The organism is Paenibacillus sp. J22R3 (assembly GCF_056269305.1).
In genome coordinates, this window is sequence record NZ_JBWDNS010000001.1 from 881,689 (window position 1) to 896,454 (window position 14,766).

Consider the following 14,766-nt stretch of genomic DNA (forward strand, 5'->3'; position numbering starts at 1 on the left):
GCGAGGAGCATTGCACTAGTAGTTCGGGCTACCCTTAATGCAACCGGCGCGATTACCTTCACCGGTAATACGCTTGGGCTAAGCCGTTCCACGGTAGAAGGGGTTCCCGGTACCCAAGACAGTATCGGCGCATTCTCAACGATCAATACAGCAGTTCGGTATGGTACCTATCCCTTCGGAACGACCAGCAATTATCTGCTAAACAATGCATCGGCCATTCTAGTGATACCTGCTGGCAGCACTGTGCTGTATGCGGAATTGATCTGGGGCGGTACGTATATCGTGCCCGGCGTCAATTTATCAGCTGCCATCAACAATCCCGTTACACTCACTTTGCCAAATTCGACGAACTTCAGCGTCACGCCGGACCCGGCAACCGCAAATACATTCGATCTCGGCAGCGGCGCTTTCGGTTATACGCGATCAGCTAACGTAACCTCTCAGATCACGAATGGCGGTGCCGGCACGTATACAGTAGGAGCCGTTGTCGGAACCATTACGGTTACGGATCCGACGGCCAACCATGCAGGCTGGACACTCGCAGTCATCTATCAGAATCCTACGCTGCCCTTCCGGAATATGTCGCTGCGCGTAGGAGCCGTGCTTGTTCAATCCACCTCTGCCCCGGTTGTTACGACTATAACCGGATTCGCCACGCCTGTCTCCGGGGCGCTTGGCGGCAGAGCACTATTCAGCGCCCAGGAAGGCGATGCGAATCGCACAGGCGACCAGGCGCTATTCGGTCCGACAACCGGCACACAGGTTGCTCTGTCCGGAACAAACAATTTCGCCAATAATTTCTTCGCTTCGCAGATCAACGATGATAGCGGAGCATTGAATACGACCGGAACATTCGGGACGCGAAATCAGACCAACGGAGCACCTGGCTCAAATATCATAGGTGGCCGGCAAGGCTGGGATATCACGAATGTGAATGTGTCAGCCAACCTAGTCAACAATCAATCATCGGCCGTATTGACGTTAACCACTTCAGGGGATGCCTATGTCGTCAATGCAAATGCTTTACAGATCAATATCAATGCGCCGATCATCTCAACGACCAAGAGCGCGAACGTTCCCGGAACCGTCATTGGCGATACGATTACGTATACGGTCACAGTAAGTAATACAGGTAACGCGAACGCAGCAAGCGTTGTCGTGTCAGACGCGATACCGACCGGATCCACTTTTGTAGCCGGCAGCGTCGTCGTAGCAGGTGTTGCCAAACCGACTTTCGATATCATTGCCGGCGTGCCGATAGGCTCCCTTGCCCTGAACAGCTCCGTAACCATTACATACAAGGCAAAGGTCACCTCTCTACCCAATCCGCCTCAAATTCCAAACGTCGCCAAAGCCGCTTTCACCTTCCAGAGTGTTGCCGGCGGAGACGTTATTAGCGGTGTCATCCCTTCGAATACGGTTTCTACGCCGGTTTATTCACCTGTACTTACGTTGGTCAAAAGCGCGGATACCGCAAACGCAGCAGTAGGTACTACCGTTACGTACTCGGTGCTGATCAGCAATTCCGGCAGTATTGGCGCGACAACCACGTTCACGGATAATATTCCGGGAAGCACGACCTTTGTCCCGAACAGCGTCAAAGTAAACGGGGTCACCCAAACCGGAGCGAATCCCGTATCCGGCGTTCCCATAGGTTTAGTACCTGCCGGCGGATCAACGACGGTGACCTTTCAAGTCATCGTGAATTCACTGCCGACCCCGGTTCAGCCGCAAATTTCGAATCAGGCAGGGGCGGCTTATACCTACGCGCCGCCTGATGGAAGCGGCAGAACGCTTAGCGGATCCGCCTCGTCGAACACGCTTGTCATTCCGGTTTCATTGCCGAATGTGAACGTGGTGAAGAGCTCGAACCGAACCGCAACGACCGTCGGCGATACGGTTACATTCTCAACTTTAATTTCCAACAATGGGGTAGCCGCCGTATCGAATGTCGTATTCAGTGATCCGATTCCTGCGGGAACGAGCTTCATCGACGGATCGGTCACAGTTGGCGGCGTAGCTAGGCCGACTGCCAATCCTGCTGCCGGTATCTCGATCGGCACCATTGCCTCCGGCGCATCCGTAAACGTCGTATTTCAGCTCAATGTCACATCGCTTCCGTCACCTGCACAAATTGACAACCGTGCAACCGTATCCTATAGCTCAGGCACATTTAACGGTTCTTCCCTGTCCAATACCATATCCGTTCCGGTCTATCAACCGATCATCGCCGCTCTGAAATCCGTAAATTCTACTCGCGCGACGGTAGGCGATACGTTAACGTACACCTTTGCCGTGCAAAATACAGGGAATTTCGGAGCGCAGCTCACATTGACCGATACACTTCCATCCGGTACAACGTACGTCGCCAATAGTATTACAGTAGACGGTTCTCCTAGGCCGGGTTCTACACCGCAAACCGGTATCCCTGTCGGTTCTGTTCCTGCGGGAAGTACAGTGAATGTCGTGTTTCAAGTCCTGCTTCAATCCTTGCCGAACCCGCCTACCCTTACCAATTTCGGAACATATACGTATACCTACACGTTGCCGGACAGTCGTGTGATGAACGGAAGCGGCAGCTCTAACACCGTGTCGATTCCCGCTTCCGCACCTAATGTCAGCATCAGTAAAGGCGCCGATTTCTCGGAAGCGACCCTGAACGATGAAATTACGTATACCATCATCGTCTCTAACAACGGCATTGTACCTGTCAATCAAGTATTCGTCTCCGACCCGATTCCGGACGGATCACAATTTATTACAGGCAGCGTGACCGTAGGCGGGATTCCGGCTCCAAGCGCAGATCCCGCGGCAGGCATTCTGATCGGAACGCTGGCGCCTTCTGCGATTACGATCATCAGCTTCCGGGTTCGCGTAACGTCACTTACGGCATCTGCTGTCTTATCGAATCGGGCAGCAGTCAACTATACCTCAGGCGCCTTTATGGGAACATCATTCTCCGATACGGTGAATATACCTGTTTATTCCCCGATACTCGCCGTTTCCAAGAGCGCCAATTCTTCAGCTGCCACACTCGGAGATGCCGTCGTATATACGCTGCAAATCAACAACAGCGGTAATATCAGCGCAGATGTGACGTTGACGGATAACATTCCGGCAGGGTCGACGTTTGTTGTGAACTCAGTCCTTGTTAATGGGACTCCTCAGCCAGGCGTTAATCCGGTTACAGGTATTCCAAGCGTCATTGTCCCGCCGCTTCAGACCTCGACGGTTACGTTTCAAGTATCCGTGGATTCGCTTCCCAGCCCACAGCAGCTCGTGGATCAAGGAACAGCCGCGTACACCTTCACCCTTCCAGGTGGACGGTTGGTTAATGGCTCCGCAAACTCCAATACGGTATCCATTCCTGTATCCGCACCGAATGTATCGGTTGTGCTCAGCACGGCTGCTACAGATATCACTACCGGCGATACCATTCTGTACACGGCTGTTATCACGAACAATGGGATTACTAATGTCAATAATATCATCTATGTCGGATCTGCCATCCCAGGCACAACCTTTGTTCCAGGCAGTGTTAAAGTGAACGGTATTGCACTTCCCCAGGCGGATGAGACCGCCGGTATTCCGATCGGTTCCTTGGCACCGAGTGCCTTCGCAACCGTGACCTATGAGGTGAAACTAATCATGCCTGTGTCCGATCAAATTGTTAACCAGTCGACAGTAAGCTTCACGTCCGGCAGCTTCTCGAGTACATCATCGTCCAACGTCGTTACTACACCGATTACGCAGCCGATAATTAACGTGGTTAAATCGTCGGGCATAAGCAATGCCCAAGTAGGCGATACCGTCGTTTACACGATTGCGGTCAGCAATACCGGTAATCTTCCTGCCACCGCAATCGTAACGGATACGATTCCGCCGAATACGTCGTTCGTATCCAATAGCGTTATCGTCGACGGGGTCCCTCAGCCAAGCGCCACGCCTTCGGGAGGGATCAATGCCGGGACGGTTAACGTGAACCAAACCGTCTACATCATGTTCTCGGTCGTAATCGATACACTCCCTAATCCGCAGCAGATCATCAACCAAGCGACAGCAACGTATCAATTTACCCCGCCTGACGGGCGTCTGATCACACTGACGAAGTTATCCAATTCGCTGTCCATCTCCGTGTCTTCACCTAATGTGACGGCGCTTAAGACTTCGACATCCACTGCTGTCTCCATTGGAGATATCATCCCTTATGTCGTGCTGGTATCGAATAACGGGATTTCACCGATTACAAATACGGTATTTATTGATGGCATTCCAAGCGGTACTACGTTTGTATCTGGCAGTGTAGCCATCAATAGTGTCCCCGTACCTAACGCGAATCCGGCGCTCGGTGTAAATGTAGGCACGATACCAGCCGGCGGCTCAGCTACCGTAACCTTCAACCTGCTCGTCGTTTCAGTTCCGACGCCTGCGCTGATTTCTAACCAAGCTACCGTAACGTATACATCCGGCGCATTCGCCAGCTCTTCCTTCTCCAACGGCGTAGACATCCCGGTCTATCAACCCGTGATCAGTGTCGTGAAGAGCGCCAGCACGACAAATGCGTCCGTTGGCCAAACCGTCATCTATACGATGGCCGTTACCAACTCCGGGAACTTTGCCGCAACCGTTACTCTGTCAGATCCAACGCTTGCGCCTGAGCTGTCGTTCGTTCCAAACAGCGTCATTGTCGGCGGTTCGCCGCAGGCAGGCGTAGATCCGATTACAGGCATTCCCGTCGGTGTCCTTCAGCCGGGCGCTACCGTAAATGTTACCTTTACTGCGGTGATTACCTCCTTGCCGCCAACGCAGCAATTGTCGAACCAAGCGACTGCTGCCTATAGCTACACGCTGCCCGACACCCGCACGCTTAACGGTTCTTCCTTGTCCAACACGCTGTCCTATCCGGTCTCCTCTCCGGATGTGGATGTCGATAAGAGTGCTACACAGACTGCACTCACGGTTGGCGATATTCAGACGTACAGCATTCTTGTGACCAATAGCGGGATTGCCACAGTTGATAATATTATCTTCGCTGACCCGATCCCGGCAGGTACCTCCTTCTTATCAGGCAGCGTCACCATTAATGGAGTACCGCTTCCGAATGCGAATCCGGCAGCAGGCTTCTCACTCGATCCGATACTGGCAGGCTCTTCGGTCACAGTAGCCTTCAGCGTAACCGTAACCGCAGTTCCGTTCGGCGAACTTGTCAGCAATCGTTCATCGGTAAGCTTCACCTCCGGTGTATTCTCGGCGGTTACGTTCTCCAATACCGTAACAACGCCAGTTTATCAGCCGGTCATTACGCTGGTTAAAACAGCAAACAGCTCCTTGGCCAGCGTCGGAAACACCATCGTATATCGGGTCAACGTGACCAATAGCGGCAACTATCCGACTACTGTCACGATTACAGATCCTACGCCAACCGGCACTGCATTGGTACCGAACAGCGTCATTGTAAGCGGGTCTCCTCAAGCTGGTGCAGACCCGGCAGTTGGTTACAGCATCGGTGTAGTTGCACCGGGAGTAACCGTGCTTACAACGTTCGAATACGTCATTAACACGATGCCGCCTTCGCAGCAATTAACAAACCAAGCGTCGGCCAGCTATGCCTTTACATTGCCGGATTCAAGATCATTCATTCGTTCCGCGTCGTCCAATACGCTTTCAATTCCGGTCACTTCGCCTAACATCAGTATCGTGAAGAGCACACTGTCCACGGATGCTATTCTCGGTGATGTCATCACATATTCGAACGTCGTCACGAATACAGGCATCGCGAATTTGAACAGTGCAGTTCTCTCCGATCCGATACCTGCCGGCACGACCTTCGTACCTGGTTCGGTGCTCGTAAACGGCGTGCCGTTTCCGAATGCCAATCCGGCATCGGGTATCGCGCTAGGCGTCATTACTCCGTCAACTTCCGTTACCGTTACCTTCGAGATTACGGTAAATACGCTCCCTGTCAGCGGACAGCTTATCAATCAATCTACGGTATCCTTTACATCAGGCGTCTTCTCCGGCACAGGCTTGTCGAATATCTTGACGACACCGGTCTACAATCCGATTATGTCCGTCGTGAAGAGCGCAAGTACGGCGAATGCTACTGTAGGTGATACCATTACCTACTCTTTACTCATATCGAATACCGGCAATCTTGAAGCTACCGTTATCTTGTACGATACCATTCCAACCGGTGCCGAATTCATACCGAACAGCGTTGCAATCGGCGGCGTTCCTCAACCGGGTGCCGATCCCGTTACAGGCATTAATATAGGGGTTGTACCTGCCGGTGCATCTGTTCACGTGCTTGTCACCTTGCAGGTTACCGTCGAGGCCCTTCCTTCTCCACAGCAGCTTGCCAACCAAGCGACGGCCGCCTATTCCTTCTCCCCGCCGGATGGCCGAATCATCGATGCAACGGTGAACTCGAATACCGTCATCATTCCGGTTTCCTCACCGGATGTGTCCGTCGTGAAGAGCAGCAATGCAATCGATGCGGTAGTGGGCGATACGATTACCTATACGATCACAGTTACGAATAATGGTCTGTCGCCGGTTAACAATGTCACCCTCGTTGACCCGCTTCCGCCTAGTGCAAGCTTCATTGCAGGAACAGTCACCATCAATGGTGTACCGATGCCGGGTGATAGCCCGAATACAGGTATCCATGTTGGCACAATCGCGGTCGGCGCGGTTTCTACCGTACAATTCCAGGTGCTGGTAGTATGATGGCAGTTCCGGACCCGCCGCAGACGATTCGCAACCAGTCCGTCGTGTCCTTCTCTTCCGCCGGCGCAACAAGCTTCTCGTACTCGAATATCGTCAATACCACTGTGAATGGGCCGGTCATTTCCATTGCGTTGTCTACGACTTCTACGCAAGCTGGCTTGACTCTACCGGTTACGTATCAGATAACGGTCACCAATAGCGGGAATCGTTCCGCAAATGTAACGGTCTTTGATGTATTGCCGCCGGGTACCGTGTTTGTTGCGAACAGTGTCATCGTAGATGGTTCACCTGTCCCCGGCGTAACACCGGATGGCGGTATTCCCATTGGAGATGTTGCACCTGGCAGTACGGTCACGATTTATTTTCAACTGCTGCTAGTTTCCGCCCCGCCTTCCGGTCAGCTTGATAATCAAGCGACGGCAGACTATTATTTTGTAACAACAGATGGTCGTACGATTACGGGCTCGGAAAACTCGAATATCGTGAGTCTGCCCGTTACCGTGCAGCAGGTTAGTCTGCATAAAGGCGTGAATACCGCTTATACGTACACCGGCGATATGCTGGTCTACACCGTCATAGCTGCGAATGAAGGAACGGAGCCGATGCGGCAAAGCGTGCTCTATGACTCGCTACCGCAAGGAACTTTGTTTGTTCAGGGGAGCGTCACCATTAATGGTGTTCGCTCTCCATCTGCTTCACCTATTGCCGGCATTACGCTTGGAATTATTCAGCCGGGTATATCCATCCCGGTGACATTCAGTGTCATCGTCTTGGATGTTCCCGTCCACACGCAATTATCGAACAGTGCCGAGTTGAGGTTTCAATTCGGCACTTTCGATCAATCCGTTACCTCCAATACGGTTTCTTCACTTGTGTCCGGTCCTGCATTGGCGGTCAATAAATCCGCGAGTCTATCACAAGCTACCGTGGGACAGTCCATTCGTTACACGATTACCATCTATAACAGCGGCACAACCGGTGCTGATGTTACCGTACGCGATGCCATCCCTGCTGGCGCACTCTTCGCGCAGGGCAGCGCTGAAGTAAACGGTCGGCCGCTTCCCGGTGCCAATCCCGATGCTGGCATCCATCTTGGCTTTCTGCAGCCGGGTTTGCAGTATGTGCTTTCCTTTCTGGTTACCGTTACCCGCTCAGGCAATCAATCGGAGCTGATTAACAGGGCAAACGTAGAATATTCATTCCGTCTTCCGAGTGGCGTCGTCGTTACGGATGCGGTTGTGACCAATGATGTTGTTACTTCCGTTGTTGTGCCTATTATTCGAGCGGAACTGAGCGCAGCGCCGCCAATCAGCGGACCGGGAGAATGGATTGCGGTTACAGTGGCAATCACGAATACCGGTAATTATGCCGCCGCCGTAACTCTGTTCGCGCTCATTCCTGATGAAACCAGCATCGAAATTACAAGTATCCGGGTGAATGGCGTCGAGGTTCCTTTTACGCAGGGAGAAGGGCTCCCGATTGGCATACTGGCACCGAATCAGACCATAATCGTCACCTATCGCCTGCGATTGTCTGCTCACCCGCTCCAAAATCACCTGCGGTTCCGTGTTTTAGCACAATTTAGCTATGAAGTGGACGGCGAGTTGTTCACCTACTCGGTTTATTCCAATGAGGTTACGATTGTGATTGAAACCTATGAGGAGTAACTTTGGGAAAGTGGAGGTAAACCAGAAATGGAAATAAAGGCTCTCTGCTCATTCGAAATCTGAGCGGAGAGCCTTTCTTGTTGTTAAGCACGGTATACATAAGGATCTTTCGGCTTCGGAATCGATTTCCACTCGGTCACTTTCAGCATCGGAATCGTTTGCTTGAATGGCTGATAGAACGACCATGTCAAGGTGCCGGTTACTCTTACCCACTCATCGTTATGGAAGGCAGCCGTGCCTGCAGGGAAGTCTGCGAGCATACCGAAGACGCCAGAATCCGCCACACAATGAATGAACCCGAAGCGAAATACAAAATAATGATTCGCTTCCGTCTGCTCCCCCGCATAGACGAATCCGTCAAAGCTGACCTTCCGGCCGATAAACGCATCCGGGAAGTTATAAATGGCCTCTAGCCCCTTCAAGTAGTTGGTATCCGACAGCCCAACCTCCTTCATAGGCAGAAACTCCTGAAGCTCTTGGCGCGACACTTTCGCATAGCCTTGTTTGCCATAGAACACGCTGGAGTCTGGTTTTAGAAACTGGTGAAATCCTGGATTATCCGCAGAAGCATCGAAATTCGGGAACGAGAAACCTTTGGCCTTTACGAAACTGGAATCCAGCGTCTGAACGGGCAAGAAGAAGCCGGTAAGCAGCGGGAAAATCAATATACTGTACGAGACAATTCGCTTCCAGCGAATGGGCTGTTCATGCGAGTGTCCGATATGATCATGATGCGCATGGTGTTCATGTTCATGATTATGGCCATGATGTTCATGATGTTCATGATGTTCATGGTGCTCAGGATGTTCATGGTGCTCAGGATGTTTATGGTGCTTGTGGTGCTCATGGTCGTGCCGCTCCTTCGACTTCCGCTCGTCCCGTTCCTTCCTGTACAGCCGCACGAATTCGAATAGAAACAGAATGATTAACATGACGATCGCGCTTTGCGTCAAATACGCGTATTTCAGATTAATGTATTTATTTAAATTACCGCCTAGGTGCATCATAATAAACAAACACGCGAAACCGGCAAGCATATAGAGACGAATCATCCCATCAACCTCCCCACAAGCAGTGACGAAGCCAGCGTGCATGCCGCCACCAGTGCAATGAGTACAAGCACAAATTTCCCGCGGAAAACAGCCAACAGCATTAGCGTGTTCTTAATGTCAATCATAGGACCGAAGACGAGAAACGCAGATAATGAACCGACGGAGAACGTGCTGCGAAAAGAAGAAGCAATGAACGCGTCAGCTTCCGAGCACAGCGACATGATAAACGCTAATCCAATCATCACCACTGAGGCTGTAATTGGCGTGCTGCCGATATGCATGAGCGTCGACGTTGGTATGAACGTTTGCATCGAAGCTGCGATGAATGCCCCGAGCACCAAATATTTGCCGACGGAGAAGAACTCGTCAATGGCGTGCTGCATCACTTCATATAAGCGTGAACGAAGCGGCAGTCGAATAGGCTCAGCTGACATTGATTCAGCACCTGCTGCGATTTCAGCATCCGCTACCTTCATCCCCCTGAGCGGCAGCTTCGGATAAAGGTACGAAATGACGATTGCCGTAACATAAGCGACGACGATTGCCATCCCACCACGAATAAGCACCATCGTCCAATTGTTGCCGAATGCGATGTAGGTCGCGAACAATACGATTGGATTGATGATTGGACCGGTTAGCATGAACGCAATGCCCGCGTGCAGCGGTACACCTTTGCGAATTAATCGCCTCGTGATCGGCACAATGCCGCATTCACATGCCGGGAAGAACAGTCCCACGCCACAGCCGAATAACGATGCCAAGTATCGGTTGCGCGGAAGGATCGCTGCGATCCATCGTTCAGACAGAAACGTTTGGATTAGACCGGAAATGATAACGCCGAGCAGGATAAAAGGAATCGCTTCCATGATCATGCTTAAAAAGATCGTATTGAGTTGTAGAAAAGTAACCACAGGCACCTCCTGCTATGTCCCGAACGATCGGTTATTCGGACTCCATTATCTATCAATCCGGCTGAAAATGCTAGATTAACGATAAAAGCTGCGACTTTGGACTACGCAAGACAGCCCGGCCCTATTCTGTTACAATGAAGGACGACAACAATGCGGCGGAGGTTTCATCATTGGACTACATTATTTTAGATATCGAGTTTAACGGGCGCAAATTCGCAAGCGAATTGCCGATGGAGGTTATCGAAATCGGAGCGGTCAGATTGAATGCGGAATTGCAGCCGATTGCTGAATTCTCCGCTTTAGTCAAGCCGGTCTATTTTGCCAAACTTAACGAATTCATTAAGAAGAAAACCGGCATCCCGCAAGAGGGCATCGATGCGGCTGAAGGATTCCCGGCCGTCATTCATGAATTTATGAATTGGCTTGGCTCTAATGAGAACTTCCTGTTCGTCACTTGGGGCGGCGAAGATATGAAACGGATCGTATTCGATACGCGCATGCATAACATAGACGATGCGTATTGGCTTGCGGTCAATTATTTCGATTTGTTGAAAGGCTATATCCGTTATAAGGATGTCACGAACGATGTAAGCGTCGAAACGGCCCTGAATGAGCTTGGACTTGGCGGCGAAGAGAACAATGCCCATCGCGCGTTAGAGGATGCACGGATGACGGCGGATATCTTCCGAGCTGTGTTTGAACATATGGATTTCGAACGGATTCAGCAATTCAAGGACGTCTATTCCAATGCTAAGGAACGCAAAATCGTCAAGAACGCGATCCGCATTATCGCATCGCAGAAAGTAACGCCGACCTGGGCGATGATCGTTGAGCATGTACTTAGCGGCAAGGTTACACTAGAGGACCCGCGTAAAGTTGCCGAGCTTGAAGCTTATTTCGATGCTGAAATGGCCAAAGGACCGCGTAAAACCCGCAGCTCGAACAACACGGAAACGAGCGAATCCACATCGGAAGTATAACAGTCGGAACATAGAAAAAAGCTTGGTGCGCGCAATGCATGATCATGCGCTGCTCACCAAGCTTTTTTTCTTATAATTTACGGTAATAGTGCAAGTAAGTATCGTCCTTCTCATAGCCATTGCGCTCATAAAGTCGCTGCGCGACCCTATTGTCAACAGCGGTAGACAATTCGATCCCCTTCGCTTCTGTCTGCTCACCGTACTGCTTCGCGGCATCAAGCAGCATCTGTCCGGCGCCAACACTTCGATAAGCTTCCAGGACATACAGATCGTTGAGAATCCACGACCCCTGCATAGAGATTGAGGAGAAGGTCGGGTAAAGCTGTGTAAATCCGATCAATTGTTCGTCACACTTCGCGACAAATACGACCGATTGCCGATGAATGAATCGCTCCCTCAGAAACTGCAGAGCGCCTTCTCGATCAGCAGGCTGGCCGTAGAATTGCCGGTATTGATCAAACATAATCGCCAGCTCAGGAAGGTCTTGCATCGTGGCTTGGTACGTATGAATGGTACGAATCATGGCCTATTTTCCCCTTCTTGCCTGCAAATCCGCGCACTTACATTAAACTCGAAGCTGCAAGAGCCAGTTCCCTGGCTACCCGCTCCCAGATCATATCGATCATAACGACTAGGTTAGGGCCTCTCTCGGGATGAACGTATGGCGCTTCTTTGCGGAAATAGTGTTGATGCCCCCCGATTAACGGAAGTGGAATAATATGTTTCGGAGCATATTTTACACGATTCCAGTACCACATGCCATACCGGTTTCTGCTAATTCCGCCCCAACTGCCCAGCCGCGTTATTAAATCGGCACACGCACCTTTCTCGTTTACCGCCACGACATAATGTACTTTACTGATGTAGTCCGCTGCAATCGGCATCTTAGGTGAGCCAACCTGCACAACTCGCCAATCCGGAATAATGCCTTCTTTATGCAGCATGACAGCTGCTTGGTAAGCGGCTACGCCTCCCCCGCTATGCCCGATGAACAGCACCGGTTTGCCTGCGGATTGCATGCGCACCTGTCCCGCTACGGCACGAGCACCAAACTGAACAGCACGTCGAAACCGGTATAGATCCTTGCGCACCCGCAGCAGCTGATGAAAGAAATTGTGTGTATGATCGCCATACGGGAAGAGTTCCCTGATGCTCGACGCTTTGCCGGCTTCGGCATATTTACGCTTCAGTTCCTTTACACATTCCGAAAAAATCGTACGACTCGAGCCTACACCCGCCAATAAGTAGACATCCCAATCCAAGGTAACATCTGCCTGCATGCTGTTGTCACCGCCCTGTTGTGTTGGCCAATTAAGTTAGTTCGACCTTCAGCACTTAGTATGCGGCGGTGAATACGTTGTCATTCACTGCTGCAAACGTTACATTATTATATTCAGAAATCGTAAAGCCGTTTCTCATTTTCATGCAATTGAAGCACTTGTACGATGGCTGTTTGACCATAAAAAGAGTTATGCGGCAGCAATAGCATACCGACATAACTCTTGGATTGTGTTATCGTGTATTCAGCTGTTTCCTCTGGGCTAGGAGCTGCTTATACTCAGCGTCAAGCTCCGTATAACGGCTGTCGGTTGGCTTCAGCAAACTGAATTCGCCTAATAGAAATGCGATCCGGTTCGCGATAACCATCTTCTCTTCCTCGAGCTCCTGCTGTGCATCCCTATTCTCGCTTGATTCAGCAGCCTGCGAAGCGTGTGGCTTCTCACGAAACGCCTCGTAGCCGGATTCGATTCGCTTGATCCCGCCATCTTGGAATACGAGCAGCTTCGTGCAAATCTTATCCATCAGATACCGGTCATGGGAGACGACAATCAGCGTTCCGCGATAGTCCGCTAACGTTTCTTCCAGCTGCTCACGGCTAGTCAAATCCAGATGATTCGTCGGCTCATCCAGAATCAGCAGGTCCTGCTCGCGCATCATGAGCTGCGAGAGCTTAATACGCGTTCGTTCCCCAAGACTTAAATGCGCAATCGGCTTCTGGAGCATGGAGGAATCAAAGCCCATATTAGCCAGCAAAGTTCGCGCTTTCCCGACATCACTGCGAATTTCATGGCTGTCTTGAAGCAGCTCGAGGACCGTTCGCCGTTGATCCAGATCGGACACATCCTGCGTTAAATAAGCGACCTTGGCTGTCGGACTGATCCATAGCTGACCGGCATCGACCGGTTTCTGACCGAGCAGCATTTGAATGAGGGTCGTCTTCCCGCTGCCGTTAGGTCCAAGCAAACCAACTTTCTCTCCCCGCTGCAGATAGAACGAGCTATCTGCAAACAGCGATCTCCCGCCGTATGCTTTGCCGATTCGCTGCGCTTCCACGATGCGGCGACCGCGTTTCTCCGGCTGATCCCAGCCGAATGATACCTTGGCTTCCTCTACCGGCTTCTTCACACCTTCCAGATCGATCTTCTCCAGTCGGTGTAACCGTGACTTGATCTGCTTATCCATAGCTTTGGCCTTGCTGCGATAAAACTCTTTCACACCAGTGCGCATTTCAGCCATTTTCCCGACCTTGCCGGCTTCTCGGTGTGCTTTGTCCGACCAGTTCTTCAGCCGCGTGATTTCCGCTTCAATCTTCTGTTCGTATTTCTGCTGCTCTTCAAAATGATGCAGCTGGCTTTGGAAACGGCGCGCTTTCTCCTCCCGATAGAACGTATAGTTGCCGGGAAAGGATGTAGAAACGCCATCTTGCAGCTCTATAATCCGGTCAACGGTCTGATCGAGGAAATACCGGTCATGCGAGATGACAATCGTTGTACCGCTATACCGTCTCAGCTCCTGAACAAGCCAATCGACGCCGTCAAAATCCAAGTGATTCGTCGGTTCATCGAGCAGCAGGATATCCGGCTTGGAAGCCCAGATATGGGCGATGGCAAGCTTCGTCTTCTCGCCTCCGCTTAGTCCGGCAAGACGCTCACCGTCCCATTCCTTCACCTTCTGCAAGCCCAAGTGACTTGCCGTTTGCAGGAATTGCTCGGTTTCACGCGACTCAACTGCGGGGTCCATCATCTGGCTGAACGTACTGACCGTATAGGAGGTCGATTGCAGCAAATACCCGATACGCAGCTGATCCTTATGAAACGTTAGCTTGCCTTCATCAGGCTGTATGCTGCCGAATATCATATTGGCCAATGTTGTTTTACCTGCGCCATTCATCCCGACCAAGCCGACTCGTTCTCGGTTTGCCAGATCGGCGTCTACTTTCACGAGCACATTCGTGTCTCCGAAGCTCTTCTTAATTCCGCGTAATGTTAATAATGTCATACCAATCACCACTTTTAGTTTAGTTGAACAACTGACATGGGCGATGATTGTCGAAGACAACAAAAAAACCGCAAGGCACGCCTGCGGCTAAGGATATGCGGATATAGAGATAGCGTGAACACACCTTAAATAGAGGCCAACAATTGGC

At 51.3% G+C, this 14,766-nt stretch carries 8 protein-coding genes; 3 read left to right on the plus strand and 5 right to left on the minus strand.

Going from position 1 to position 14,766, the window contains the following annotated elements; translation table 11 throughout:
* The first annotated feature begins 9 nt into the window (after positions 1-9).
* Together AC0YN4_RS03960 and AC0YN4_RS03965 are read left to right on the plus strand one after the other, a co-directional pair.
* Positions 10-6,729, plus strand: coding sequence for a DUF7507 domain-containing protein (locus AC0YN4_RS03960; RefSeq protein WP_475835575.1), 6,720 nt, complete (start codon positions 10-12; stop codon positions 6,727-6,729).
* Entirely contained in the window at positions 6,726-8,396 is a 1,671-nt protein-coding gene (locus tag AC0YN4_RS03965) for a hypothetical protein (RefSeq protein ID WP_475835208.1), read from the plus strand. The genes AC0YN4_RS03960 and AC0YN4_RS03965 overlap by 4 nt, the downstream gene beginning before the upstream one ends.
* An 83-nt stretch (positions 8,397-8,479) precedes the next feature.
* Here the strand turns inward: AC0YN4_RS03965 and AC0YN4_RS03970 are convergent, their stop codons facing one another.
* Both AC0YN4_RS03970 and AC0YN4_RS03975 read right to left on the minus strand, forming a co-directional pair.
* Positions 8,480-9,448 carry a TIGR03943 family putative permease subunit gene (locus tag AC0YN4_RS03970; RefSeq protein WP_475835209.1) on the minus strand — a complete coding sequence of 323 codons (969 nt, stop codon included), beginning with the start codon at positions 9,446-9,448 and terminating at the stop codon, positions 8,480-8,482.
* The gene (locus tag AC0YN4_RS03975) at positions 9,445-10,320 is read right to left on the minus strand and encodes a permease (RefSeq protein WP_475780110.1); all 876 of its coding nucleotides are present in this window, start codon (positions 10,318-10,320) and stop codon (positions 9,445-9,447) included. The genes AC0YN4_RS03970 and AC0YN4_RS03975 overlap by 4 nt, the downstream gene beginning before the upstream one ends.
* Positions 10,321-10,529: 209 nt before the next feature.
* On the opposite strand from AC0YN4_RS03975, the gene AC0YN4_RS03980 reads away from it, so the two are divergent.
* Positions 10,530-11,339, plus strand: coding sequence for a 3'-5' exonuclease (locus AC0YN4_RS03980; protein WP_475835210.1), 810 nt, complete (start codon positions 10,530-10,532; stop codon positions 11,337-11,339).
* 70 nt (positions 11,340-11,409) lie between these two features.
* Here the strand turns inward: AC0YN4_RS03980 and AC0YN4_RS03985 are convergent, their stop codons facing one another.
* From AC0YN4_RS03985 to abc-f, 3 genes are all read right to left on the minus strand, one after another.
* Positions 11,410-11,850 carry an N-acetyltransferase family protein gene (locus AC0YN4_RS03985; protein ID WP_475780109.1) on the minus strand — a complete coding sequence of 147 codons (441 nt, stop codon included), beginning with the start codon at positions 11,848-11,850 and terminating at the stop codon, positions 11,410-11,412.
* A gap of 49 nt (positions 11,851-11,899) precedes the next feature.
* A complete protein-coding gene (locus AC0YN4_RS03990; RefSeq protein WP_475835211.1) occupies positions 11,900-12,619 on the minus strand; it encodes a hypothetical protein in 720 nt (239 codons plus the stop codon).
* A 232-nt stretch (positions 12,620-12,851) separates the two neighbouring features.
* The gene (abc-f, locus tag AC0YN4_RS03995) at positions 12,852-14,618 is read right to left on the minus strand and encodes a ribosomal protection-like ABC-F family protein (RefSeq protein ID WP_475779952.1); all 1,767 of its coding nucleotides are present in this window, start codon (positions 14,616-14,618) and stop codon (positions 12,852-12,854) included.
* Positions 14,619-14,766: the final 148 nt, after the last annotated feature.